This is a genomic window from Anabaena sp. UHCC 0399, from assembly GCF_034931465.1.
GTDB lineage: Bacteria > Cyanobacteriota > Cyanobacteriia > Cyanobacteriales > Nostocaceae > Trichormus > Trichormus minutissimus.
Genome location: NZ_JAYGGZ010000062.1, coordinates 1 through 26275 on the forward strand (window position 1 = coordinate 1; position 26275 = coordinate 26275).

Annotated in this window: 28 protein-coding genes and 2 pseudogenes; 15 read left to right on the forward strand and 15 right to left on the reverse strand. The window is 39.9% G+C overall.

Annotation, left to right across the window (positions count from 1 at the left end; all coding sequences use genetic code 11):
• Positions 1-293 precede the first annotated feature (293 nt).
• From VB693_RS25005 to VB693_RS25055, 11 genes and pseudogenes are all read left to right on the forward strand, one after another.
• Positions 294-512 (forward strand): hypothetical protein, encoded by a 219-nt coding sequence (locus tag VB693_RS25005; RefSeq protein ID WP_190704882.1) that lies wholly within the window; start codon positions 294-296, stop codon positions 510-512.
• 286 nt (positions 513-798) lie between these two features.
• Positions 799-1773 (forward strand): hypothetical protein, encoded by a 975-nt coding sequence (locus tag VB693_RS25010; RefSeq protein ID WP_323268616.1) that lies wholly within the window; start codon positions 799-801, stop codon positions 1771-1773.
• A 190-nt stretch (positions 1774-1963) separates the two neighbouring features.
• Positions 1964-3106 carry a hypothetical protein gene (locus tag VB693_RS25015; RefSeq protein ID WP_323268617.1) on the forward strand — a complete coding sequence of 381 codons (1143 nt, stop codon included), beginning with the start codon at positions 1964-1966 and terminating at the stop codon, positions 3104-3106.
• Positions 3107-3162: 56 nt separating this feature from the next.
• On the forward strand, positions 3163-5547 hold the full coding sequence (hypF, locus tag VB693_RS25020) for a carbamoyltransferase HypF (RefSeq protein WP_323268618.1): 2385 nt from the start codon (positions 3163-3165) through the stop codon (positions 5545-5547).
• Between the two features lie 108 nt (positions 5548-5655).
• On the forward strand, positions 5656-5916 hold the full coding sequence (locus VB693_RS25025; protein WP_323268619.1) for a HypC/HybG/HupF family hydrogenase formation chaperone: 261 nt from the start codon (positions 5656-5658) through the stop codon (positions 5914-5916).
• Between the two features lie 20 nt (positions 5917-5936).
• Positions 5937-7088: a hydrogenase formation protein HypD gene (hypD, locus tag VB693_RS25030; RefSeq protein WP_323268620.1), complete on the forward strand. Its 1152-nt coding sequence runs from the start codon at positions 5937-5939 to the stop codon at positions 7086-7088.
• 39 nt (positions 7089-7127) lie between these two features.
• Positions 7128-7358: pseudogene (locus tag VB693_RS25035) on the forward strand (tautomerase family protein); the annotation flags it as partial.
• A 90-nt stretch (positions 7359-7448) separates the two neighbouring features.
• Positions 7449-8552, forward strand: coding sequence for a hydrogenase expression/formation protein HypE (gene hypE / locus VB693_RS25040; protein WP_323268621.1), 1104 nt, complete (start codon positions 7449-7451; stop codon positions 8550-8552).
• 19 nt (positions 8553-8571) lie between these two features.
• A complete protein-coding gene (gene hypA, locus VB693_RS25045) occupies positions 8572-8913 on the forward strand; it encodes a hydrogenase maturation nickel metallochaperone HypA (RefSeq protein ID WP_323268622.1) in 342 nt (113 codons plus the stop codon).
• Positions 8904-9779, forward strand: a complete 876-nt coding sequence (gene hypB, locus VB693_RS25050; RefSeq protein WP_323268623.1) for a hydrogenase nickel incorporation protein HypB — start codon at positions 8904-8906, stop codon at positions 9777-9779. Before hypA ends, hypB begins: the two co-directional genes overlap by 10 nt.
• Before the next feature lie 82 nt (positions 9780-9861).
• A complete protein-coding gene (locus VB693_RS25055) occupies positions 9862-10554 on the forward strand; it encodes a Coq4 family protein (RefSeq protein WP_190704919.1) in 693 nt (230 codons plus the stop codon).
• Between the two features lie 26 nt (positions 10555-10580).
• Here the strand turns inward: VB693_RS25055 and VB693_RS25060 are convergent, their stop codons facing one another.
• The 8 genes and pseudogenes from VB693_RS25060 to VB693_RS25095 form a co-directional block, all read right to left on the reverse strand.
• Positions 10581-10856, reverse strand: a complete 276-nt coding sequence (locus VB693_RS25060; RefSeq protein ID WP_323268624.1) for an alpha/beta hydrolase — start codon at positions 10854-10856, stop codon at positions 10581-10583.
• A 70-nt stretch (positions 10857-10926) separates the two neighbouring features.
• Entirely contained in the window at positions 10927-11349 is a 423-nt protein-coding gene (locus tag VB693_RS25065) for a hypothetical protein (protein WP_323268625.1), read from the reverse strand.
• Positions 11350-11642: 293 nt separating this feature from the next.
• On the reverse strand, positions 11643-12014 hold the full coding sequence (locus VB693_RS25070; protein WP_190704927.1) for a hypothetical protein: 372 nt from the start codon (positions 12012-12014) through the stop codon (positions 11643-11645).
• A pseudogene (locus VB693_RS25075) lies at positions 12007-12183 on the reverse strand (LLM class flavin-dependent oxidoreductase); the annotation flags it as partial. The pseudogene VB693_RS25075 and the gene VB693_RS25070, both read right to left, overlap by 8 nt.
• Positions 12184-12212: 29 nt before the next feature.
• Positions 12213-12575: a hypothetical protein gene (locus tag VB693_RS25080; RefSeq protein ID WP_190704930.1), complete on the reverse strand. Its 363-nt coding sequence runs from the start codon at positions 12573-12575 to the stop codon at positions 12213-12215.
• A 166-nt stretch (positions 12576-12741) separates the two neighbouring features.
• On the reverse strand, positions 12742-13053 hold the full coding sequence (locus VB693_RS25085) for a hypothetical protein (RefSeq protein ID WP_190704933.1): 312 nt from the start codon (positions 13051-13053) through the stop codon (positions 12742-12744).
• Positions 13054-13055: 2 nt separating this feature from the next.
• The gene (locus VB693_RS25090; protein ID WP_190704935.1) at positions 13056-13346 is read right to left on the reverse strand and encodes a hypothetical protein; all 291 of its coding nucleotides are present in this window, start codon (positions 13344-13346) and stop codon (positions 13056-13058) included.
• Positions 13347-13434: 88 nt separating this feature from the next.
• Positions 13435-13854 carry a hypothetical protein gene (locus tag VB693_RS25095; protein ID WP_323268626.1) on the reverse strand — a complete coding sequence of 140 codons (420 nt, stop codon included), beginning with the start codon at positions 13852-13854 and terminating at the stop codon, positions 13435-13437.
• A gap of 959 nt (positions 13855-14813) precedes the next feature.
• On the opposite strand from VB693_RS25095, the gene cysK reads away from it, so the two are divergent.
• The 3 genes from cysK to VB693_RS25110 all read left to right on the forward strand — a co-directional run bounded on the left by cysK (position 14814) and on the right by VB693_RS25110 (position 17219).
• A complete protein-coding gene (gene cysK / locus VB693_RS25100; protein WP_323268627.1) occupies positions 14814-15758 on the forward strand; it encodes a cysteine synthase A in 945 nt (314 codons plus the stop codon).
• A gap of 301 nt (positions 15759-16059) precedes the next feature.
• A complete protein-coding gene (locus tag VB693_RS25105; RefSeq protein ID WP_323268628.1) occupies positions 16060-16299 on the forward strand; it encodes a hypothetical protein in 240 nt (79 codons plus the stop codon).
• 410 nt (positions 16300-16709) lie between these two features.
• Entirely contained in the window at positions 16710-17219 is a 510-nt protein-coding gene (locus VB693_RS25110; protein ID WP_323268629.1) for a hypothetical protein, read from the forward strand.
• Between the two features lie 122 nt (positions 17220-17341).
• On the opposite strand, the gene VB693_RS25115 is transcribed toward VB693_RS25110, so the two are convergent.
• From VB693_RS25115 to fdxB, 7 genes are all read right to left on the reverse strand, one after another.
• Positions 17342-17857, reverse strand: coding sequence for an ArsC/Spx/MgsR family protein (locus VB693_RS25115; RefSeq protein ID WP_323268630.1), 516 nt, complete (start codon positions 17855-17857; stop codon positions 17342-17344).
• A gap of 66 nt (positions 17858-17923) precedes the next feature.
• Entirely contained in the window at positions 17924-18535 is a 612-nt protein-coding gene (locus VB693_RS25120; RefSeq protein WP_323268631.1) for a cupin domain-containing protein, read from the reverse strand.
• 221 nt (positions 18536-18756) lie between these two features.
• Complete coding sequence (locus VB693_RS25125) at positions 18757-19242, reverse strand: hypothetical protein (RefSeq protein WP_323268632.1); 486 nt, start codon at positions 19240-19242, stop codon at positions 18757-18759.
• An 85-nt stretch (positions 19243-19327) separates the two neighbouring features.
• Positions 19328-19912, reverse strand: coding sequence for a cytochrome c oxidase subunit 3 (locus VB693_RS25130; protein WP_190704955.1), 585 nt, complete (start codon positions 19910-19912; stop codon positions 19328-19330).
• Positions 19913-20240: 328 nt separating this feature from the next.
• Positions 20241-21893, reverse strand: coding sequence for a cytochrome c oxidase subunit I (gene ctaD / locus VB693_RS25135; protein ID WP_323268633.1), 1653 nt, complete (start codon positions 21891-21893; stop codon positions 20241-20243).
• An 80-nt stretch (positions 21894-21973) separates the two neighbouring features.
• Complete coding sequence (locus tag VB693_RS25140; RefSeq protein ID WP_323268634.1) at positions 21974-22936, reverse strand: cytochrome c oxidase subunit II; 963 nt, start codon at positions 22934-22936, stop codon at positions 21974-21976.
• Positions 22937-23374: 438 nt separating this feature from the next.
• Positions 23375-23668, reverse strand: a complete 294-nt coding sequence (gene fdxB / locus VB693_RS25145) for a ferredoxin III, nif-specific (protein WP_323268635.1) — start codon at positions 23666-23668, stop codon at positions 23375-23377.
• A 975-nt stretch (positions 23669-24643) separates the two neighbouring features.
• Here fdxB and VB693_RS25150 point away from each other — a divergent pair.
• The gene (locus tag VB693_RS25150; RefSeq protein WP_323268636.1) at positions 24644-26233 is read left to right on the forward strand and encodes a helix-turn-helix domain-containing protein; all 1590 of its coding nucleotides are present in this window, start codon (positions 24644-24646) and stop codon (positions 26231-26233) included.
• The last annotated feature ends 42 nt before the right edge of the window (positions 26234-26275 follow it).

The window sequence follows — 26275 nt, forward strand, 5'->3', positions numbered from 1 at the left end:
CTTTACGTCAAACTCTCTGACGTAATTATACCATGTTACGACCGAATAAATTCGGTCATTCACTTATATCCCCCGATTAAAAATACGGGGGCTTTACGCTTCACGACTCGTAAACAGAACCAAAGGAAGAATGTCAAGATTTACATATGTATCTTTTGGCGGTGCTGTCAAGTCCATGAAATATTTATTAATATTAAGTATAAGTATAAATCCAGGGTTGGGAGTTCAAAAAATTCAAGATAGCAAGCATTTTTCAAAAATCGGTGAATTTTCTAGCAAAGGAGTACAGGAGTATGAAAGACCAGCCACAGTCAGATTCTCAGGAATTCGTAGGTAATCTCAAGAATGGCATTTGGCTGTTCGGCCTTTCCTCTTGGGTGTTTGGCATAACTGACCGCAGTATTGCATCCTTTGCTGATGGCTATCTATCTGCATTGGATTTGACGCAACTATTTACAGCCGCTACGTTTTTTGTGGCATGGCTATTTTTGAAGCCGACATCTAGGGCTTAATTTTAAACGCATTTGCTGTTAGGCGTTCCCGCAGTGTAGGGGCGCGGAGGTCTTATCTGTCCCCTGTCCCCTATATTTCTCGAAATAGTCAAAATTTTGGTTAAAATCGCCTCATTATTTTGAAAACTAGGGAGTTAAAATACTGGCAATTCCAATTATTGCCAAAAAATAGTAGCTATTCTCACAGTATTCAGGGCAATAAACAGTCAAAATTTGGCAATAATATCGTTGTTTGCATCTAAGTGTATCGACCTTTTCCTCTTTCATTGAACATAATTAACCTTAGATGATACCCAGCATTACAGATTCAACAGTTAAAGCTGCACTTGCAGCCATTGCATCGGAATCAGCAACGACACAAGAAAAAATTCAGATGCTGATTGAGTTGGCACAAGGTTTACAGAAAAAACCCAAAACTGCCCAGGATTTATGGAATGCGGTTGAGTTATATCAACAGGCGAAGAAAATTTGTGATGCAGATTATCCTCTTTGGAAAGCCCGTTCTCAAGCGGGGATGGCGGGGGCGTTAAGGTCGATTCCCGATGTGGGGGCGGAATTACTGTTACAGGCGAAGGTAGGTTATGAGGAGGCTTTGCCTGTTTTACAGCAATTAGCTGTACCGGCAGAAGTGGCAGAAGCACAGATGAATTTGGGGCTGGTGTTGCAGTCCTTAGTGCCTTTTAGTTTGGCCAAGATAACAGACAGTATCGCAGTTTATCATGAGGCGATGCGGGTGTTTACTAGTCAGGATTATCCTCAAGAATACGCTATTTTGTCTAATAATATTGCGATCGCTTACCTTTCGATGTCTGGAGGTTCGGAACAGCAAAATCTCTGTGAAGGCTTGGCAGTACAGACTTTTGAGGCAGCACTGCAACAGATTAACTTAATTAATCACCCCAGGGAATATGCGATGTTGCAAAACAACTTGGGTAATGCGCTGCAATATTTACCCAGTTCTCATCCTGTAGAGAATAATTTACAGGCGATCGCAGCTTATAATGAAGCTTTAAAGGTGCGTAATTCTCAGGATACACCTTTAGAGTATGCTAACACAATCGCTAATAAAGCTAACGCCTTATTTAACTTACCTGATGACCCAGAAAAACCAGAGTTAGGTAATCCCAAAAATCTTTTACAAGCCCGTAATTACTATCAAGAAGCTTGGGAAATATTCAGCCAACATCAACAAACAGAACAAGCGGCAGCAGTCGCTCAAGCTTTGCAAGATGTGGCAGCAGAAATTAGGGTAAGCATATAAATATATCTCTTGCAAAAGTCATGATTATAGCGTCCTTCTTTGCGCCTTTGTGCCTACCCTTCCCTTTGGGACGCTTCGCGAACGGGAACGCCAAAGGCGAATGCGCGAAACAAAAAAATACTTATGCAAGAGGTCTAATCTAGAAAACCAGTAGCAGGGGGAAAATTCCAATTCTCTATGCCCAATACCAATGACTAATAACTTTTTATCTCCAGGCGCAAAGGTAATTTTAGGTGATGTTCTCAACCCAGAATTATTGGTAACTCCCTTAGCACCAACTCCTACCACAATGTTTGGCCCCCGTAGTGCTTGTTTGGTATCTGAAACAGGGTCATTATGGGTATCAGATACGGGACATCATCGGTTATTAGGATGGCGAAATTTACCCAAAAGAGATAATCAACCGGCTGATTGGGTAATTGGACAACCAGACTTTTACCATGAAGGACAAAATGCTAAAGGTACACCAGACAGAAATACTGTTAGCGTACCGACAGGGATTTGTGTGTGTGGGGAAGGTTTAGCGGTAGCAGATGCCTGGAATCATCGGGTTTTAATTTGGCATAAGTTACCGGAAGATAGCAATGTTCCAGCAGATTTAGTATTAGGACAAGCTAATTTTATTGATAACGAATCTAATCGGGGTAGTCAACAAGCTGCGGCTAATACTATGCACTGGCCTTATGGTATTTTATATCATCAAGGTAAGTTATTTGTAGCGGATACAGGTAATCGAAGATTATTGATTTGGCAACAATTACCTACAGAAAATGGTCAGTCTGCTGATATAGTTCTGGGACAGCCAGATATGACCTCGCGGAATGAAAATGGCGGGGCTTCTCCCACGGCGGCGAGTATGCGCTGGTGTCATGATATTGCTATTTGGAATGATAATTTAGTTGTCACTGATGCGGGTAATAATCGAGTGATGATTTGGCAGGGGATACCAACAGAAAATAATACCCCTTGTGCGGTGGTTTTAGGACAGAAAAATTTTGATGTTGTGGAGATAAACCAGGGGGTTTATTTTCCTAGTGCTAGTAGTTTGAGTATGCCTTATGGGGTAGCGGCAACTGGGGAATGGTTGTTAGTGGCAGATACTGCTAATTCTCGGTTGTTAGGATGGAAGCAGCCAGAGTCAATATTATCTTTGCAGGGTGTAGTTGCAGATGGGATTGCTGGGCAAGATACTTTTCAAAGTAAAAGTGAAAATCGTAACTTTGGAATGCCAACACGCCACAGCTTAAATTGGTGTTATGGAGTAAAAGTTTGTGGGAAGACGGCGATAATCTCTGATTCGGGGAATAATCGGATTTTGCTTTGGGATTTTTAGGAAGCGATTGAACCACAGAGACACTGAGAACACGGAGAGGAAAGCCGTTTAGGGATATGAGAAGGGAAGAAATTAGAGTTCGCGGTACTGTACAAGGGGTAGGATTTCGCCCTACTGTCTATCGTTTGGCTAAAGCCTGCGGTTTGCGGGGGGATGTTTGTAATGATGGGGAAGGTGTGTTAATTCGGGTAGCTGGTAGTGCAGCCGCTTTAACAGAATTTGTCACCAGACTACAGCAGGAATGTCCCCCATTAGGAAAAATTACGGAACTTGTGAGAACTTCCTATCAAGGTGAATTTCACTTTGATGATTTTGTCATTACTGATAGTATTAGCGGTGTATCTAGAACCGAAATCGCCCCCGATGCTGCTACCTGTCCTCAATGTCAGCAAGAAATTTTTGACCCCTTTAGCCGCTTTTACCGTTATCCTTTTACGAATTGTACTTATTGCGGCCCCCGTTTGAGTATTATTCGCGCCATTCCTTATGACAGATGCAACACCAGTATGTCTGCGTTTGTCATGTGTCCCGAATGTGAGAACTCATACCACGATGTGGAAAATCGCCGCTTTCACGCCCAACCTGTAGCCTGTCATGTATGTGGCCCTCAAGCTTGGTTAGAACGGGCTGATGGTAAACCCGTGACGGCTTCCATGTTTTCTATGTTGGATGATGTGGACGCTGTTTGTACATTGCTGCAAAAGGGTGAAATTGTCGCTATTAAAGGTATAGGCGGTATTCATCTCGCTTGTGATGCGACACAAGAAGCAGCTGTACAGAAATTACGTCAGCGAAAAAAACGCTATGATAAACCCTTCGCTTTAATGGCGCGGGATATTCAAATTATTGAAGAATATTGCATTGTTAACGATAGGGAACGGGAGTTATTAACCAGTCCGGCTGCGCCTATTGTCTTGTTGCAAAAAAAGGGATTGGGAACAAATCAAGTCAAAATTAAAGAACACACTCAGAAATCTATCGCCCCTTCAGTAGCACCGGGGCAAAATACACTGGGTTTCATGCTACCTTATACGCCCCTACATCATTTAATTTTGCGGCGGATGAATCGCCCGATTGTATTAACCAGTGCTAATCTTGCTGATGAACCACAATGTATAGATAACGGTGAAGCCAGACAAAAATTAGCTCACATTGCTGATTATTTTCTCTTACATAATCGGGAGATTGTGAACAGAGTAGATGATTCCGTTGTGCGAGTTGTAGACGATAAATTACAAACAATTCGCCGCGCTAGAGGTTATGCACCTGCACCGCTAAAATTACCACCGGGATTTCACAATGTACCCCAAATTTTAGCAATGGGTAGCGAGTTAAAAAATACCTTTTGTCTCTTACGAGAAGGCGAAGCAATTCTTTCTCAACATTTAGGAGATTTAGAAAATGCGGCAGCCTTTGGTACTTACCAAGATACCCTCAGTTTATATTTAAATTTATTTGCACATCAACCACAAGCGATCGCAGTTGATTTACACCCAGAATATTTATCTAGTAAACTCGGTAAAGAACTTGCCACAGCTAATCATCTCCAACTTTATTCCATTCAACATCATCACGCCCACATTGCTGCTTGCATGGCAGAAAATAGCATTTCCTTAGATACATCCCCAGTTTTAGGTATTGCCTTTGACGGTTTGGGTTATGGTGCAGATGGTACACTCTGGGGAGGAGAATTTCTCTTAGCAGACTACCACCAGTTTAAACGCCTCGCCACATTTAAACCAGTCGCAATGATTGGCGGCGAACAAGCAATTTATCAGCCTTGGCGTAATACCTACGCCCATTTACTCGCAGCTAATCTTTGGGAAGATTGCCAACAAGAATATGCAGATTTAGAAATATTACAATTTTTAAATCAAAAGCCCATAAAACTGTTGAATCAGCTTGTAGAAAAAAGCATTAACGCCCCCTTAGCTTCCTCAGTAGGACGACTATTTGATGCTGTAGCTGCGGCTATCGGGATTTGTCCAGAAGAATGTAGCTACGAAGGACAAGCTGCGATCGCAATGGAAGCTATAGTTGATCTATCCACCTTAAATAATCATGAAGAAAAGGCAATCTATCCCTTTAACTTTGTCTTTTCCGATAGTATTTATTGTATAGACCCCCGCCCCATGTGGCAATTCCTGCTCAACGACCTCAAGCAGCAAACTCCTCAACAAGTCATTGCTGCAAAATTTCACAAAAGTTTAGCTAACGTCGTTGTAGAGATGGTGAAACATCTGCGACAAGAAAACCTCATTAATCAAGTCATCCTCACAGGCGGAGTCTTTCAAAACACCATTTTATTACAGTTAGTAACCAAACAATTAAAAAAATTAAAAATTAACGTACTAACCCACAGCCTAGTCCCTACAAACGACGGTAGTTTATCCCTAGGACAAGCAATAATTGCAGCCGCCAACTCAATAAAAACTCACTAATATTAAAAATCCCTAAATACCAAAAAAAAAACCCCCTCTTATTCTCTCCGCGTCTCTGCGCCTCTGCGTGAAAAAATCCTTCATTCCGCATCATCAAGGAACATAAAAATGTGTTTAGGAATCCCCGGACAAATCACCGAAATCACCGACATTAACCAAAAACTAGCCATAGTAAATGTCGCTGGAGTAAAACGACAAATTAACATCGCCTGCATCATTGACGAACAACATCCCCCCGAATCATGCGTAGGAGATTGGGTATTAGTTCACGTCGGTTTCGCTATGAACAGAATCAACGAACAAGAAGCAGCCGAAACCTTAAAAATTCTCCAAGAAATTGCCACACTCCAAGCAGAAATAAGTAACTAATATCTCCCAGTCCCCAACCCATGAAATACGTAGACGAATTTAGAGAACCAGAAAAAGCCGCCGCCTTACGGTGTGAAATTGAAAAACTAAGTTACCAATTAGACAAACACGTCAAAATTATGGAAGTATGCGGCGGGCATACCCATTCTATTTTTAAATACGGTATCGAAGAAATCTTACCAAATAATGTTGAACTAATTCACGGGCCTGGTTGTCCAGTTTGCGTCATGCCCAAAGGGAGATTAGATGATGCGATCGCTATTTCCCAAAACCCCAATGTCATTTTAACCACATTTGGCGACACCATGCGCGTCCCCGGCTCTAAACATAGCCTCCTGCAAGCCAAAGCCCAAGGCGCAGACATTCGCATGGTTTACTCCCCCCTAGATAGCCTGCAAATTGCCAAAAACAACCCCGATAAAGAAATTGTCTTCTTCGCTTTAGGTTTTGAAACTACAGCCCCCAGCACAGCTTTTACCATCCTCCAAGCAGCTGAAGAAGACATTACAAACTTTAGTATGTTTAGTAATCACGTCCTCGTGATTCCCGCCTTACAAGCATTATTAGATAACCCCGATTTACAACTAGATGGATTTGTCGGGCCTGGTCATGTCAGCATGGTAATTGGCACTGACCCTTATGAATTTATAGCCCAAAAATATCATAAACCCATAGTTATTTCTGGCTTTGAACCGTTAGATATTCTCCAATCAATTTGGATGCTATTACAGCAATTAGGAGAAAATCGCTGTGAAGTCGAAAATCAATATAACAGACTAGTCCAAAAAGCAGGTAATCAAATAGCATTAAAAGCCATGAATCAAGTTTTTGCAGTCCGCGAAACTTTTGAATGGCGAGGCTTAAATGAAATCCCCAATTCCGGCTTAAAAATTCGTCCAGAATATGCCCAATTTGATGCTGAATTAAAATTCGCTCTTCCTAACCAAAAAGTTGCCGACCATAAAGCCTGTCAGTGTGGCGAAATTCTGAAAGGAGTCCTAAAACCTTGGCAGTGTAAAGTATTTGGTACAGCCTGCACCCCTGAAACACCCATTGGGACTTGTATGGTGTCTTCCGAAGGCGCGTGTGCAGCATACTATAAATATGGCAGATTCTCGACTGTAATGCAAAATAAAGCAGTCGAAAAGCCAAAAGTGACTATCTCTTCATAACCTCCACAAAAGTGGCGATACACGTCACACAACAACACTGCGAGGAAAAATTGTATGCCAATTGTTACCGTCAAAATTGCCAGAGGACATTCCATCGAAAAAAAACGGCATTTAGTAGAAGCCATTACCAATGCGATGGTTGCAGCATTAGATACCAAACCAGAATGGATAACCATTCACATAGATGAGTTTGAGAGAGAAAACTGGGCTGTAAATGGTATTTTACACTGCGATCGCCATCGTGGTAGACACGACGAAACAGGCAGATAGCATTAAAAAATAGTAGGGTGTGTTAGCGAAAGCATAACGCACCTTACATAAAATTAATAATCAAAACTTCTTAATTACGAATTATTAAAAATGGATATTTCAAAAACAAAACTAATACCAAATCCCCTATTTCAAAAAATCGAACAAGCCCGCCGTCGCCCAGCTAAAGTACGAGATACTCACATCACTCTCGCACATGGTAGCGGCGGAAAATCCATGCGTGACTTAATAGATGATATTTTTATCAGTAGTTTTGATAATCCCATTCTTTCCCAATTAGAAGACCAAGCCAGCTTTAATTTATCTAGTCTTTTACAACAAGGAGATAGACTTGCTTTCACCACAGATTCTTATGTTGTAGACCCCTTATTTTTTCCTGGTAGCGATATCGGAGAACTAGCAATAAACGGCACAATCAATGACTTAGCTGTCAGTGGTGCTAAACCCTTATATTTAACCTGTAGTGTAATTCTAGAAGAAGGATTACCAATAGAAACATTACGGCGCGTCGTCACCAGTATGAAAACAGCCGCCCAAAAAGCAGGCGTGCAAATTGTCACTGGTGACACAAAAGTCGTTCATCGTGGTGCGGCTGATAAAATATTTATTAACACGGCTGGTATTGGGATTATCCCCACAAGTGTGAATATTTCCGCTCACAACATTCAACCCGGCGATGCCATAATTATAAATGGTGAAGTAGGCAATCATGGCGCAGCAATTTTAATCGCCCGTGGGGAATTAGCGTTAGATACTAACATAGAAAGTGATTGTCAGCCACTACATGAATTAGTCGCAACTATCCTCAATGTTTGTCCTGAAGTTCACGCCATGAGGGATGCGACACGGGGAGGTTTAGCAACAGTTTTAAATGAATTTGCATTAAGTTCTAACGTAGGGATACGCATCAAAGAAGAATCTATCCCTGTACGCGAAGAAGTCAAAGGAATGTGTGAAATCTTGGGATTAGACCCGTTATATTTAGCCAACGAAGGTAAATTAGTATTAGCAGTGAAGAGTGAAAAAGCCGAAACAGTTTTATCAGCAATGAAATCTCACCCATTTGGTAAAGATGCGTGTATTATTGGTGAGGTTATTGATTCACCCCCTGGTGTGGTTTTATTAAAAACTGCCTTTGGTACAGAACGGATTGTTGATATGCTAGTTGGCGATCAACTACCAAGAATTTGTTAATTAATAGGTAGATTGTTTCATGCACGAACTAGGAGTTACTCAAAATATTGTTGCGATCGTTAATGAATATGCTCAAGGCTCAAAAGTAAGCCGAGTTTCATTAGAGATTGGCAAACTTTCTGCGATTATGCCTGATGCTATCAAATTTTGTTTTGATATTTGTACTCAAGGTACAGTTTTGGAAGGTGCAACATTAGAAATTATTGAAATTCCTGGTTTAGCAAAATGTCGACAATGTGGTGCAAAAATTGCTCTCGATAAACCATTTGGTATATGTAAATGTGGTAGCGTTCACTTAGATTTAATCACTGGTGAAGAACTAAAAATTAAAGAGATAGAGGTTGAGGAAGTATGTGTGTAACCTGTGGTTGTTCTGATGATGCTGAAGGTAAAATTACTAATTTAGAAACAGGTGAAATGGAACACAACCACCATCATCATACTCATACTTTACCAGATGGTACTGTGATTAAACACTCCCATGATCACGTCCGTGAAGCACCACAAATTCACGCCAAAATTCATGGGACAACTATATCTTTAGAACAAGAGATTTTAGGAAAAAATAACCTCCTAGCAGCCCAAAATCGTGGCTGGTTTAAAGGTCGTAATATTCTCGCATTAAACTTAATGAGTTCCCCCGGTGCGGGTAAGACAACTCTTTTAACTCGCACTATCAATGATTTAAAACATCAATTACCTATAACTGTCATTGAAGGCGACCAAGAAACAATTAATGATGCTCAGAAAATCAAAGAGACAGGCTGTAAAGTTGTGCAAATCAACACAGGGACAGGCTGTCATTTAGATGCTTCGATGATAGAAAGAGGTTTACAACAACTCAACCCACCCCTAAACTCAGTTTTGATGATTGAGAATGTGGGTAATTTAGTTTGTCCAGCTTTATTTGATTTGGGAGAACAGGCGAAAGTAGTCATTCTTTCTGTCACAGAAGGGGAAGATAAGCCAATTAAATACCCGCATATGTTCCGCGCCAGTGAGATTATGATTCTCACCAAAATTGACTTGTTACCTTATGTACAATTTGATGTGCAGCGTTGTATAGAATACGCACAACAGGTTAATCCAAATATGCAAATTTTTCAGGTTTCTGCAACTACAGGTGCAGGACTAGATACTTGGTATAAATGGCTGACAGAAAAAGTTTTAAACTGTGAAGTGAAAAGAAAATTCAATATTGCCATAAATACCTCTGGGGACTCATGAAAATTGTGATTAGTTTGCCAAAACTTGAAGTACATATTTCCTCTGGAAATTAGTGCGTAAGTCTTACACTGGCAAAATCACCATGAATAATGTAATTAACTACAACAATGATAAAGGACTCCTCGCCTATATACAATTTTTAGCGGCTAGTGCCTTAAAGCCCAGAAATGGTAATACTGACCCCATATTTGACTTTGAGGATGCACTTGACCAAACAGAAATGGCACAGTTAGCAGTTAATGAATTAAAAAAAATTCCAGAAGTCAACACCTTATTCCAAGAACGCTGGCTTCCTGCACCTTTGGATTTAGATGAATTAGCCAAACTTCCAGAGGGAACGTTAGGTCATATCTACGCCAGAGAAATGAAAGCTAGAGGTTTCGACCCTTATTTTTTCAAAAAAGTCCCTGTCGTTGATGATATTTCCTACCTCAAAATGCTGTGGCGTTCTACCCATGATATTTATCATGTAGTCGCGGGATTTGACACTGATGCGATTGGAGAAATTGGATTACAAGCATTTGTTTTAGCTCAGATTCCAATTCCTATCAGTGTGATGTTAGTAAGTTTTGGTATGGTAATGATTAGTCTTTATCAACCAACAAATTTTAATGATTTAATGACAGAAATAGCTCGCGGTTATAGGCTAGGTTCTCAGACTCCTGGTAAACTAATAGCTCAAAAATGGGATCAGTTTTGGGATTTTCAAGTAAGTGAAATTCGTACTAGTTTAGGAATGGGAACTGTAGACCATAATTTAGCTTCCATTCCCTAAACTACATCAACAATAGGATGATTAAACTAAGAATGCTTCTTGAGCCAATTCAATAGTAATTTATTTGTTTGCTCTGGTTGCTCAAGCATAAACCAATGTCCTGTATCTGCAATCTTTTCATATTGCCACTCTGCTGATATGTATCTTCCAGAATTCTGCATCTGTGATTCCCATAAAACCTCATCTTGACTACTCCAAATACCAAAAGTAGGAACTTGAATTTGAACAGGTTCAGGTAACTCTCCACCTAGAACAGCTAGCAAATAATTAGGTACAGGATTTGCTTTTTCTAGTCGCTGCATATTTTCTAATACACCTGGTTTTAGAGTATTATTGAGGATTTCCTCTCGATGGGGATGACTACGCAGAACTTCACGAAGTAAATAACCATTCTTGCCATTGAGGAAGAAATTCGATTTGATTATAAGCAAAAGTTTCACTAGCTAATTGTTCAAATAATCTGGGTTCAAAAACCATGAGTGTGAAATTAAGTTGTTCTTCCCAACTTGTCCAGTGATTAGTATGAGCCGGATAAAAGTAAATTTCGCCTCCACTAATTTGATAAGATAAAAACTTATTACCTAAGCGGCGTTCGTGATGAGAGGAAGAATTTTGATCAATGACTTCTAATACATAATATGGAATAGTATGTTGACAAATTTCTGCACCTGGATGTTGGTAATAAGCGAGGAAACCATTTCGCCATCCAGATTCTTTACTGGTGAGTAGAGGTTGTTGAGGGATAATTGTATGACTTAAATCATCTAATAATTTTAAATCTAAATCTCCTGCCATATAATTAGTTATTCATGTTTTAATTTAAACTATTTATTGAGCCAGAAAAATCACGAACATACCGAATAAAAATTTTTATTACAGAAAAGGTATTTGTGTCAAAAATAATCACTTTTAACTTTTTATGAACTTATTATCAATAGTAAACTAGAGCCGCTACACACTAGTAAAAAATGAAAGAAATTGAAACTAAAATCCCTACTCTCTCTATCTTTTAGGAGTTGAAATACAAGAAACCCGGACTTTCGCTGGGAAAGCCGGGTGTAATTATACCAACAAGATTGCCTAGCACTCTATAGCCAATCTCGGTAAGCTGAAATTTCATTGACACTAATTTCCAAGGGGTCGCCTTTACCAAAAGGGGGGTAAACGCGAATTTTGGCATTATTAGTAAATCTTTCGAGTCTATTGCCTAGCTGCGGAATATTGCTGACAATGTGCCAGTAAGAGACTATATCAGGACAGTCAATCACTAGCATGATCATCGTGTCTTTTTTGGTGAGATACCACTGGCAATTAGATAATAATGCTTGGGTAATGCGATCGCAAGCTAGATAAAAGCATCTGCCAATAGACTGTTCTAGTTCCAGATGCAGCATTCCATCCTCTTTTGTCACCCCAGTTGGAGGTAAATCATCGGGAGGAAGCTGGTTGATTTTAGACATAATTTCTAACCTCTTGGTTGTAGCGCAACAAACTCTCTTGATTCTTGGCTAGGTTGAATAAAGTAAGTTTGAACGCCAATGTACCTAGATTTAATTCGTCCTGGAATTTCTTGATTTTGTCCCGACAGATGACTACATCCCCAATGATTGAGTTTTCAATCAAGTAGTCTTAATTCTTTTGACTTTTACATAATCTGACTATTTTGCTACCATATGTAACTCCAACCATAGACGTGGATCATTATCTTTAAGCTTCGATAGAGGATCTCGCAATAATCGCTTGGCATTCATGCAGACGACTTGCACTAATCCCATATTTTCAGCTAATTCTCGCAGTATTTCTTTGTGAGCTTGCACATGAGGAAGCATATCATCAGAGCAATAAATGCCTATATATTGCAAGCGTCTGGCAGGTCGCCCCCAAAAACAGGTGATGACTTTCACATGACACCCATCTAATAATTCCCCAACTTTTGGATAATATTGAGTGACGACTCTTGTGAATTCTTTAGCTAATATATCTTCCGTAATCATTGGAATTGATATTTCTGTAGCGTCCATCACTCTAATTAATATAACACATATTTGTTATTTAATGATGACAAAATAATGAATTATTGGAAATAAAATCTTGAAATAAATAAAAAATGAGGTGGACTTTTTCAAAGTAACACCTCAAATAATGAAAGCTGAATCAGCTTAGTTATAATGCTTATTTTTGAAGTTCTTATCTAGATTTTCGCTCTGCAAATAAGACTTCAGCTATAATCTCAGGTAAATTACCTAAATCTACAAATCCCTCAGAGCTACTAATAGGAGACTTAAAAGTATAGTTTGGGTCGCATTCTCCCGTATCATATACTTGAACGTACCACCGATCAGGAAATCCCGCCACACTCAATTCTACAATGTACCAACTCTCACCTACTAACCGAGAATTTAAGATAGCAAACCAGTCTCGATAATCTACGGAAATATTCCAGTCTGCCAACAGAAACTCTAATGCTATATGTCCAGCATCAGTTGCAGTAAGTAGCATTGTTACTCCTTATTTGCAGCTTCAGTATTAGTATTTTCAGGTTGTTGGAAATCAGGATATAAACCTAAATATTTTGCTAACTCACGAGCTAGAAAAAAGAGAAATTTTGAACCATCTTGATTACCTTGATGGGCAAATGTAGTTGCTACTTGTACAATCGTTTCTACAAAATTAGCATCAATTAATTCTTTATTCGCTTCTAAAATTTCTGGTTCTTGTCCATTAGGACATTGTAGCAATTCATCAATTAAATTAAAATAAGACGTTTGGCGTTCTTCTTTGACTTCTTTCATAGTGCTTTTTTGAATGATTATGTTGACGATTAATTCTTAGGGATAAGTCAGAATTTTAAAATAGATACTGACATTAGAATCCTCAAATCTATTGTTCTATACTTTGCTGCCAAAGTCTTTCTAACATTTCCACTTGTTCTTTTAACATGGCAGCCCGATAAACAAGATAACGGTCATGGATAATAATTCCTAAGCCAATAAAAATAGGAATTAATACAATAAACCATTGGATGATAATAGCAAGCTTGTAACTTTCAGCAATAGTTACCACTTGATTTACACCTTGATGAGCAGGTAATGGAGTAACAATTTGAGATGGAGATGATTTGTTACCAGTTATTGCTTGATCATGTACTGGATTAATTTTATTAACATCTGGGACTAATTTCTGTGTTCTAACGAACTCTGTGTGTTTTTCCCAAACTAAACTCAACACTATTAGCCCAGGAGATATTACCACTAAAGCAACTAGACAAACAGTGAGAACATTGAGCAGTTTAGATTTCATCTTTGCTCCCCTTGCTAGATAGTCAGCATCACCAAATTAAATATCGTAATAATTCCATACATGAAGAGTAAAAAACGTAAGATATAATTTGGATAATAAAGGGGTGAATGATACAGAAAAATAATAAACTTACGCTGTGAATAAATGGAAATCCACAAAAAAGTATTCTCGTTATCAGAGATAGCTACTTTTACAGAGAATTGTTCACCAATCGCTTTTTAATGATTAAGAAGTCCCCCCTAGTTCGCTGGTTTAACCCATTGAATTTCGGGGGGTAGAGGGGAATCTCTGCGTAAATCCTATACGTTTTATATCAGTTGCTCTTCTCGCCTATGCTTTAGGGGTCTCAGATTAAGATTATTAAAGTTATTAAGTTTGTACTCAAAGCTTAAAACCCTTACATATTGAGGGTGATAAAAATAATTTGGGGTAAGGGTGCTAGTATTTTTGGGGCGGGGTACTAGCATTAATCAGATAGGGTTCTAGTATTGATCAAATCAGACTCAACCCTTATCGAGCAGATATCTCAGGGTGATTTTGCTTGAGTAGTTGAAGCAAAAAAGTTGTACTCAAGCAAATGCTATTTATTGGTGAGTATATACAAATAACTCAAAAAAAACTATTAAATTTTTAGAAATGAGTCATGTTTCTCTTGTTAATTAAGCAATTGGGCGTAATGAATTAAAAATGCTGCTCAAATAAACAGTAATTTCTAGAGTTATTAGTTATTGGAAATTAGCTTGATAAAGAAAGTTCCACTGGGAAGCTTATGGCAAGATAAATCGCTGCAAAAATGTCATCAAATTGCTTTTTACGCACAAATTTTGTGCTTTAGTGAGAGTACATGACTCATACTCACATATACGCCTATTAGTAAATTCAAGGTATTTAAGCTCATTGTTATAAACTGAAAATTATAAGTACAGACCTGTAAATGTAAGATTTTTAGGAGTAAATTTATGCGAATTGCTAAAGATGTCACAGAACTGATTGGTAAAACTCCTTTAGTTCAACTAAATAAAATTCCTCAATCGGAAGGAGTAGTCGCCAGAATAATTGTCAAATTGGAAAGCATGAATCCGGCTGCTTCTGTGAAAGACCGGATTGGGGTAAGTATGATTCTTTCCGCAGAAGCAGAAGGTTTAATTGAGCCGGGAAAAACTATTTTAGTCGAGCCGACTTCTGGTAATACAGGAATTGCTTTGGCAATGGTAGCAGCAGCTCGTGGCTATCAGTTAATTTTGACTATGCCAGAAACCATGAGCCAAGAAAGACGAGCAATGCTCAAAGCCTATGGTGCAACCTTAGAATTAACACCAGGGGCTGAGGGTATGCGGGGAGCAATTCGCAAAGCTGAAGAAATCGTGGCTAATACTCCTCATGCTTATCTACCTCAACAGTTCCGTAACCGAGCTAACCCCAAAATTCACCGAGAAACCACCGCCGAAGAAATTTGGACAGATACAGACGGCGAAGTCGATATTTTAATTGCAGGGGTAGGGACTGGGGGAACGATTACTGGGATTGCAGAGGTGCTGAAACAACGCAAACCTAGTTTTCAGGCGATCGCAGTTGAACCCAGCAATAGTCCCGTCCTCTCTGGTGGTGCAGCCGGTTCGCATAAAATCCAAGGTATTGGTGCAGGCTTTGTCCCCGATGTTCTCCGCCTGGAACTAATTGATGAAGTAATCAGAGTTAGCGACGATCAAGCCATGAGTTACGGACGGCGGTTAGCCAAAGAAGAAGGCTTACTCTCTGGTATATCCTCCGGTGCGGCTTTGTGTGCAGCCATTCAGGTAGGTAAACGTCCAGAGAACCAGGGAAAATTAATCGTGATGATTCAGCCTTCCTTCGGTGAACGCTATCTGAGTACAGCTATGTTTCAGGGTTTGACTGTTGATTAGGGGCTGGAAATTTTAGATTTTGGATTTTAGATTATTCAATCTAAAATCCAAAATTGCAAAGCTGGGGACTGGGTAAAAATTTCTCACTTGTTTCACTGTATTCATTTAACTTGTTATTTTTTGTGCGTCACAATAGAATGTGTAGGGATAGGTGCATCAATTTTGATTCACGCATATCAAATCCAAGCGATTTATGATTGCTTTCTCCCTGTAAAGGGAATTTAGACCCATGTCATTTGTCACAAAGTTCTGGTCGTCTTCAAAAGAAGTTTTATCTTCAAATTCTTCTACTAAGGAGAGAATGAGAGCAATAGCTTACAGCATGGATTTGCTGATCCCTGGCTTGTATCTATGGTTCGGAGGTTTTATTCTGCGTCTTGGTGGTGACATACCAGATGATGAACCTTATAGATATCCCGGAGAAATTCATAGCTCTGCTGGTTTTGCTTTAGTATTACCAGGATATAAAATACTAACGACTTACCAGGGTAGTTATGACCCTAAACAAACACCAGATACAGGGTTTACCAAACTTCACTAGTACAATACTGGATGCCAGTACATTTGAATCATTAATGCTTGGTGCAGGATATTCTAAATCTGGGAGCGCACCAGCTAAAGGTAACAGAGTAAAAGTCTGGTGGATTCACAATCAATTCCCTAGGGTAGAGTCGATATACTCTCTAGACAAGCAAATAGTAATTACAGCGTATCACGTTTAGAGTAGAGCATTGCTACGTCTCTACAATATTTTCACAAGATGTCTAATGGGGATGGGTAAAAATTTTTCAATTGTCTGACTTTAATTGATGAGTTTTTTCTCATGAATTATTTAAGTGTTTTTCATGTATCGATGCGACATTGATAACTGTTGTCGCAGAAACTTTTATCATGATACTAAAAGCAATTTCGGGTGTTTCAATGACATTGATCGGACTCAGCACGAGTCTAATGTTCCCTCACATTGCGATCGCGGAAGAGATTATTTGCCAAGGAAACTTAGGTGCAATTACCGTTGATAATGTAAAAGTACCTCAAGGTAAAACTTGCACTCTCAGTAAAACCACTGTTAAAGGAAATATTGTTGTCGAACGCAGCGCAACCCTCAAGGCCATAGGTGTAAAAGTAAATGGCAATATTCAAGCAGAGGGAGCAAAACTAGTGGAAGTCAATTCTAGTGCTACCGTGGGTGGAAGCATCCAAGTCAAGCAAGGTAGTGCTGCTCGTGTGGTGAGTACACGCATCACTGGAGATGTGCAGTTTGAGTCAAATTCGGGACAACTAGTTGCTAATCAAAACCAGATTGGCGGAAATTTACAAGCTTTTCAAAATACTGGAGGGGTGACAATTCGGCAAAATCGCATTAATGGTAATTTGCAGTGTAAGGAAAATGCTCCTAAGCCGATTGGTGGCAGCAATATTGTCCAAGGCAGTAAAGAAGATCAGTGTGCAAATTTATAGGATTACTGTGCTTACTGATAAATTAATCCACTCTACTCTCAAATACTAACTCTCTGTACCAAGGAGCGATCGCTCCTTGGTAAAATGAACTCACACTGCCTTAATTAATTCAACACTTTCTGCTAGTGATTACAACCTTGACGGTGGTGTTCTTCCTGTCCGTGATGGTTGCAATTACCTTGATGATCGTGGTGATGACCATCACTGTGTCCGTGACCGTGGGCGCAGCCTTGTAAATCTTGACTCATGAGGTTTTCGCTCATTTCGCGGAAGGATTCATCTACAGGCTTCAAGCCAATCCAAGCATCTAGTTGTTCGACATCAAAACCTACCTCACGGCGATCGCCTACTTGGATTAAAGGACGGCGAATCAACAGAGGTTCTCTCAACATGAGAAATAAGGCGGTTTGTTCGTCTAGATTTCCCGGAACTATCTCACCAGACTTAATCTTGGGTGCAGAAGGATTAAACCATTCGGTTACAGGGCGATCGCCAAAAAATGACCGCAAATGTTCCAAAGTCCAAGGTTCAGTTAATAAGTTATAAGCTACAACTTCATGTCCAGCCGCAGTTAACAAAACCTTTTGTCGAGTACCACCCTTACAACCAGGTTTTTCATAGAAAATTACTCTAGCCATTGAAGTATCTCCTAATAATTCGTAATTCGTAATTCGTAATTCGTAATTTGTAATTGCAATTACGAATTAAAATTTTTTGGCGGTATGGGTAACTGCATCAAACTCGAATCTTTGTTTGGGGTCAGTTTCACCATAAATATTAAAAGTGACAGTTGGTTCATCACCTACTGCTGCTACACTGTGAATTGCATCGGGAGTGAAGCTGATAATATCTCCAGGCGATAGAATAATTTCTCCCGTCGGCTCAATTTTGTCTGCAAATCCTGGGTGTTGGGTGCGTCGCCAAACAGTATTTTTTTCTTGTCCTTTTAATACTGCTACCACTCCCCATGTTCCATGATTGTGAATATTAGATATGCTTCCTGGTGCGAATGTAACTGTTTGTACTGTTAATGGGAAACCCAATTCATCATATAACAGTAGAACAGATATTCCGGTTGTAGGGGAAGGCTCTAAATACTGACTCTGCACCCAGTAAGAATTTACAATCAAGCGTCTCACTAGCATTCGGATTTCTGGTAGACGAATCGATTCATCCTCTACACCATCAAGAACATCTTCTATCTCAGTTAAAAACCGATATAGACGATAATTGTCTTGCAATAAATTCCAACTTCTAGCTGATTTACACGCTTGATATTGACCGTCTCCTGTCAAGAGCCAATCCCTACCTTGCATAATATTTAAAATCTTTGTTGAGAGAATTGGGAAAAAACCAACACGGGAGTAACAAGATTAGGAAGAGGTTCATTAGAAAATGTTGGCACAACAACCTTAGAGGGAAACAGGTTATTGTTATTAGAAGATGCAGATAGAGCGTTGTAGGAAGATGCGTTAAAGAATGAAAAACTATTCATGGTTGTAGAGTATTAACTGATAACTGTTGACTGTTCACTGTTTTAATCATCTTCTTCTGCTGGGCGTGTTAAAACATCCAGTAAGATTCCTGCTCCGAAATCATGCTTTGAATCAATTTCTTTAACTCTCATGCTGATTTCTTTAGCTCGCTCGATTTCCCCTAACTTTGCTAATACCAATCCTGTAGCGGCATAAGCATTTAAGTACAACCTGATAGGTGGTTCTTCCTGCCGATCAACTAAGATTGGTTTAAGTTGCTCCCACTCATCAGGAAATTGCTCTGATTCCTTAATTTTATCTAATAATTGGCTAGTTGTTCGCAATGCCAAAGAATAATTATTTTTATAAAAGAAAAATCTATAAGCTGCTACTAAAACATCGGTATTTTCCCCAGTTATAGCTAAAGCTTGTTGGATGTATTCTTCTGATTTTGAAGTATTTTCCCAATGGTGTGCAGCTAAAATTAATAACTTTTTGACATCTTCAGAAACTTGAAACCAGGAAAATTGATTTGTGTCAGTGTGCATGATCAGTTCCTTGGTAAATGGGCATAGGGAATAGGGCATTAAAGTTGATTTCTATGCCCAATGCCCTATGCCTCATGCCCTAATTTCAAAACCGTGTGATGATGTAAACCAAAGTGAAGAGAACAATCCAAATAATGTCTACGAAGTGCCAGTACATTTCTGCCATTTCGATGCCAGTATGCTTACTTGCAGAATAATGACCCGAACGACGCGATCGCCACAACACTCCTAAAATCAACAACAGTCCGATAAATACGTGCAAACCGTGAAACCCGGTCATGATATAGAAGCAGTTAGCAAATACATTGGTAGTCAGACCGTACCCTAAATTCATGTACTCATAAACCTGACCAGCCAAAAAAGCTGCTCCCATAATAGCGGTCAAGAAATACCAAAACCGCATTCCCCAGACATTATTCTTCTTAATCGCCATATCACCGAAGTGAATGACGAAACTACTAGAAATCAGAATCGCGGTATTAATTGCTGGTACAAATAACTCCACCTCCGTTCCCTCTGGAGGCCAAACATCTGTAGTCCCCCGAAAGAACAAATAAGTAGCAAAAAAGCCACCAAACATCAAAGATTCCGAAGCGAGGAAAGTCAACAACCCCACCACCCGTAAATCAGGATGCGCCTCATGATCCTCATGCGCCGTCACTACAGTCATACCCACCTCTCAATAAACTTCTTGATTGACCTCTCCCCTAATAGAGTGGTTTCATACGAAAAAAGAAAAAGATATAAGTCTTGATTTCTCGTTTTGTGGTGTGGCTTTTACCCCTCTCCATAGCTTGCTTCTCTTACGTTCGCGTAGCGTGTCGTAGACAGACGCTACCGCGAACCCGCAGGGTACCTCTCCCCCACGGTGGGAGAGGCTTTGAAACCCAAGTTTAGTTTTTCTCTGCTTGTATGAAACCACCCTGCTCTCCTAAAAAGAGAGCGGAAATATTCTTACTCCCCCTTCCCTAGTAGGGAAGGGGGTTGGGGGGTTAGGTTTATGCACTCACTTCCGTTGATGCTTCCGAAGAATGACCATACTCATAAGGCCCATGTGTCACCACCGGCAAAACCTCCCAATTCTCCACCGCAGGAGGAGAACTAGTAGTCCATTCCAAACTCAAAGCTTCCCAAGGATTATCACCAGCCAATTCTCCCTTGCGCCAACTGAAGAGAACATTGAGCGCAAAAGGAACGACCGATAACCCTAAAAGAAATGCCCCAATAGTACAAAGCACATTCAAATCCACAAACTGGGGATCATACATTGCTACCCGGCGAGGCATACCTTGCAAACCCAACTTGTGCATAGGTAAGAAGGTTAAATTAGTGCCAATTAAAGTCAGAACAAAATGAATTCGTCCCCAAAACTCATTTAACTTCCGTCCTGTCATTTTGGGAAACCAGTGATAAATCCCGGCATAAATCCCAAACACAGAACCACCAAACAGTACATAGTGGAAGTGCGCTACTACATAATAGGTATCGTGGACGTGAATATCAAAAGGTGCTGTCCCCATTGTCACGCCGCTTAAACCACCCATGACAAACATCGACAACAAGCCGATCGCAAATAGCATGGCACTAGTAAAGCGAATCTTACCACCCCAGAGAGTCGCAACCCAACCGAAAATCTTCACGCCGGTAGGAACTGCCACAATCAAAGTTGAGATTGTGAAAAACATCCGCATCCAGCCTGCTGTACCACTGGTAAACATATGGTGTACCCAGACAAACAAGCCAACAACACAGATAGCGACAGTAGAATAGGCGATCGCCTTATAACCAAAGATTGGCTTCCGTGCATGGACGGGAATCACTTCGGACATAATGCCGAAGATGGGCAGAATCATCAAATATACTGCCGGGTGAGAGTAGAACCAGAACAAATGTTGATAGATAACGACGTTACCACCAGCATCTGGTTTAAAGAAAGAAGTACCAAAGTTGATGTCAAATAGCAATAATACCAAACCCGCAGCTAACACAGGTGTAGAAACCAGTGCTAGTACAGAAGTTGCTAAGATAGCCCAGCAGAACAGAGGTAATTGATCCCACTTCATGCTGGGGACTTTCATCATCAGGATGGTAACAACGAAGTTCACCGAACCGAGAATTGAAGAAGTCCCTACCAACACGATCGCCAAAATCCACAGACTTTGCGCGATGGGTGCGGTGACTAGACTTAATGGTGGGTAAGCAGTCCAACCAGATTGAGAACCACCGAAAATAAAACTTGCTGCAAGTAGTAATCCGGCTGGTGGGTTTAACCAAAAAGCGACCGCGTTCAATTTCGGGAACGCCATATCCCGCGCCCCAATCATCAAGGGGATGAGATAATTACCAAAACCCCCGATCGCACTAGGAACAATCCACAGGAAAATCATGATTGTCCCGTGGTTGGTCATGAAGGCGTTGTACAGATTTGGATCAATGAAGTCTGCATCAGGTGTGGCTAACTCAGTACGAATTGCGATCGCCATCAACCCACCAATCAAGTAGAAGAAAAAGGCAGTCACCAAATATTGGATGCCTATAACCTTATGATCTACGTTAAACGTGAAATAGTCCCGCCATTTCCAAGCCGGTTGAAAATGTACACTGTGTCCCTTATCTGATGGTCTGTATGGTGGAAATTCTACTTGTGTCATAACCGATTTTTTGACTATTGACTCTTGTCGAGACGCGATTAATCTCTTTGAGAAGCCTCTCTCTGAGCGTCTATGCGTCTCTACCGAACATTGACCAATGACTCCAAACTTGCTGCATCAATCCCCAAGTGTTGAACATGAGGTGCGAGAAACTCTGATGTAGACAAATTCGCTGGGTTAACAGCAACAGCTTGTTGAAGATTCTCCTGTTGAGCAACCTGATTTTCTGTCAGCCAGCTATCAAACTCTTCTGGTGTGTGGACAATAACCTGTGTCCGCATCGAACCGTGATAACCACCGCAAAGTTCAGCACAAACTACTGGATATGTACCTGGTTTAGTCGCTACAAATCTTAATTCGGTAGGGATACCAGGGATTGCGTCTTGCTTGAGCCGAAATTGAGGTACCCAAAAGGAGTGAATTACATCCTGTGCTGAAAGATTAAGCTGCACATCAGCACCGACAGGAACGTGCAGTTCCCCAGAGTTAACGCCGTTGTTATAGTCAAATAACCAAGCAAACTGCATACCAGTCACATTCACCACCAAATCCGCAGGTTTCGCCTGATTTGTAGGAGATGCGCCAATCCCAATGCTGGGAGCAGTTTTAGCTGTCATATCATCTAGAGTACCAGCCATAGCCGTTCCAGAGGTGTGAGCTGCATGACTGGGATGACTCCCAGGCTCTAACCCTCCCATTTGGTTAAAGACATCTACGCTGTAAATACCTAGGCAAATTACGATCAGTGATGGAATTGCCGTCCAAAAGATTTCTAGCGGGATGTTACCTTCGATCGCTACACCATCGGTATTGTCACCCCGACGACGACGATATTTGAACAAGAAAATCAAAATCGTGCCTTCTACTACCAAAAATAGGGCTACAGCAATGGTAAACATAATATTAAAAAATTCGTCTACCAAGGGTGCTTGTAGTGATGCTTGTACAGGCAATAGATTGTGATTTTGACCTATCCACAGACTGATTACTCCAATTACTATTCCAGCAATCAGAGTCCATAATGAAACAGGAATTTGTTGCATAGTACCTGCTTTTTAGTTATTGGTATTAGGGGCTTTGGGCGCGGAGCATGGGGTATTGAGCATTGCTTTATCACACATAGTCCCTATTCCCCAGCTATAGGCTTTTACATTATTGACCAGATAATGTTTTTTTCACTTATTAAAGTTCTAGCTTATGAAAATAAAAATCGGGGGAATTATTCCAGATATCTTCATATCTTACCCCCAAAACTTAACAATAGATTGTGAAGTTGACGAACAAGTATATTTGTGCTTAATCCCATCAAGAACACTGTTAGTTGTAATAGCAAGTATGAATTTGTTAATAGTAAACAAGTAGTGGTTTACGCATTTGTTTTCTACGAACTTTTTACCGTCCGTAAAGTTTAAAATATTCCCCTCTATTTACCTTGCCGAGTATTTTTATGTCACTACTAACAGTATTCTTTGGTACACATATTAGTTTTCAAAGGCAACGTGGGTGTAGCAATTTTTAGGACAAATCCGCGCACAAGCTTCACAACCAACGCAGTTTTCTGGGTTGGCAACTACCATGACTTTGCGCTCGATTTCATCATCTTCTTCATCATCCACAAATTCACCTTCTTCATTGAGTGCTTTCAAATCCAGCACAGAATAACCACATACTTTAATACATCTGCCACATCCGATACATTTGTCCTTATTGATTGATTGAGCAAATTTAGGTGTCCAAGTCTTGCCGCCAAATGTCAATCCTGTAACTACTGCCATGACTAAACTCCCGGCTATCCTGCCAATAAACTTGTTGGTACTTGAATATTTATCCTACTTTAATTTTATCTAGTTATTTTGTTATCAAGTGATTAATTTGTAGAGTCAATAAATGCTAATTGTATACAAAATTATGCCCCTAATATATGCTTATGCTTAAATGAAAAAAATTATGATTAATGATTTGATATTGTCCTTATATTAAACATACTATCCGTCTGTGAATGATACAGGATTTATTATCTTAAAAATTTATTTAGATGTGGTATCTCTAATAATAGCAACACCGTATTGCATTAATAAATACAAACACAACAAGTAATTCTCTATAAAAATACTAATAAGGTTATGCAATTAATTAGCAAATTGCTGATAATTACATATTTTAGACTATAAATTGTATCTCAATACACAAAATGATTTTTTCGATATCTATAAATATATACTTCCGGCAAAGCTATTTTTTGCTAAATGATTATCAATGCCTTAATCACAATCATGGAAAAAATCATAAACATAAGAATTACTTCATCACCCATCGAATTTGTCATCGCCATGACAGATTATTACTATGAGTTAAATATTCAAGTTATTAATAAACTTAACAAATCGAATAACTATGGTCTTAAATATTCAATATAAATACTTTGGTTAAGGCTTTAAGGTTCAATGAAAATTTTCACCAACTAAATTTTATTGAATTTTTAATAACCTTTTCTAAGCTCATTACGAACAAAATCATCAAAATATTTATGAAATATTTATCTAATGAAGAAGTAAAATTAATCTCCAATTAATAGCCGAAAATAGCTTCTGATTGGGTGCAAAGTCTAAATATGGATGTGGGCAATTATTCCAGTAAGAATATTTTTACTGCTGAATAAATAACTAGGTAGCAAATGCAAAATAAACAGGACACATCCAGGGGAGACTTAAGCCGAACATCTCAACGATTCAAGTGGGAAAAGAGCCAATATGCCTTATACAATTCCTAACAAAAATTGCGTTGGATGTGACAACTGCCGTCCCCAATGTCCTACGGGTGCAATCAAAATAGAAGGCAATCAATATTGGATAGATCCTTGTCTTTGTAATAATTGTGAAGGCTATTATCCTGAACCGCAATGTGTAATAGCTTGTCCAACCAAATCTCCGATCCCGTGGCAGGCGAAGAAGGGGAGATGCAAAATAGAACCGAGAGATGCTACCAGTTCAGACTTGTTTTCTAATGGCAAGAATAACCCATTTGCTTCTGCGATCGCTATTTGGGAAGCTTGCAACCTATTAGCGCAGCGTACATCCCTCAATTGGGAACAGGATGAAGCAGGCTATCTCTGTTATAGCAGACAAGTTAATCAAGGACGGGGTGCGATCGCCTTTCACATCCAAGATCCATTTCAAGTCAGCGAACACGCTAAAGATATTAGTGCAATTGAGACGCTAGATATTCGCGCCGCTTGTATCCATCTTATTTTTGCTGCTCATGCTACAGCTTTAGATCAACCTTGGGCGCAAGAATTTGCCATTGACGAACGACAACTAGAGAAATATTTAGGACTGGAGAAACGCAAAGACCTAAGTAAAATTGCCAAACTTTCCTTAATGAAAAACCTTGTGCTGCAAGCTTGTTCACTGATTATTTCCCTCGACTGGCCCCAACAAGGTCGAGTCCAGGGGTTTTCAGTTAAAAATAGCCGCTTGTGGCACTTGGTCAACATTCAACACCACTTTCAAGAAGATGACCTAGGATGCAAATATCTCATCGGACTAACTTTTAAAATCCGCGCCGGGATATGGTCTCAATATTTCTTGAACAAACAAGGATGTAAAGAACGTAGTTCATTCTACCAATATGGTAGTCTGCCCAAAACTGTCTTAACCACAGTCATGAGCATTTGGCAGCAACATGAAGGCGCAGTTAGGCTAATGCTGTGGTTGCTGTTTAAAACCAAAATGGGTAAGGAACAACGCATCACTGTTCCTACCTTGCTCCGCATCGCCTATGGCGAAGAAAAAGTCTCCCTAGCTTCCCGACACAGAGAAGAACGCAAACGTCTATTACGGACATTTGAAAGCGATTTGGAAATTCTCAACCATCATGGCATTAAACCCGTCTTCGACCCCATTACCTATCCCCTAGAAATTCAACCCCTCTGGGCAAAGTTAATGGATATTCCCGAAGATCCTGATGAAGCATTAGAATTTTGGATTAATGACGCTGGTGGCGAAACCCGCCTCACCGACACCGGCCCCCGTGGTAAGTGGAATCTCTTAATGAATGCACGGATTTTAGCTTTTGAATTACCCCCAGAATGGGAACGCCAAATCTCAGAATCAGAAAAAAAGCAACGGCGCACCGCTAGAGTCAGACGTAAATCTCCCACCACAGATGACTTAGTTGGTGAGCAGATTTTACAGGCACGAAAAACATTAAATCTCTCTCAACGAGAATTAGCCAAGCTCACAGGTAAAAGCCAAAGCTGGATTCGAGATGTCGAAAATGGTCGCTTAAAAGTCAAGCTCGAAGACCAAGCAATCTTACGTAAAGTGCTAAATATTGCTTAATGTTAGCGTTACCTGAAACTCAAGTAGAGAAGTAGCATCGCT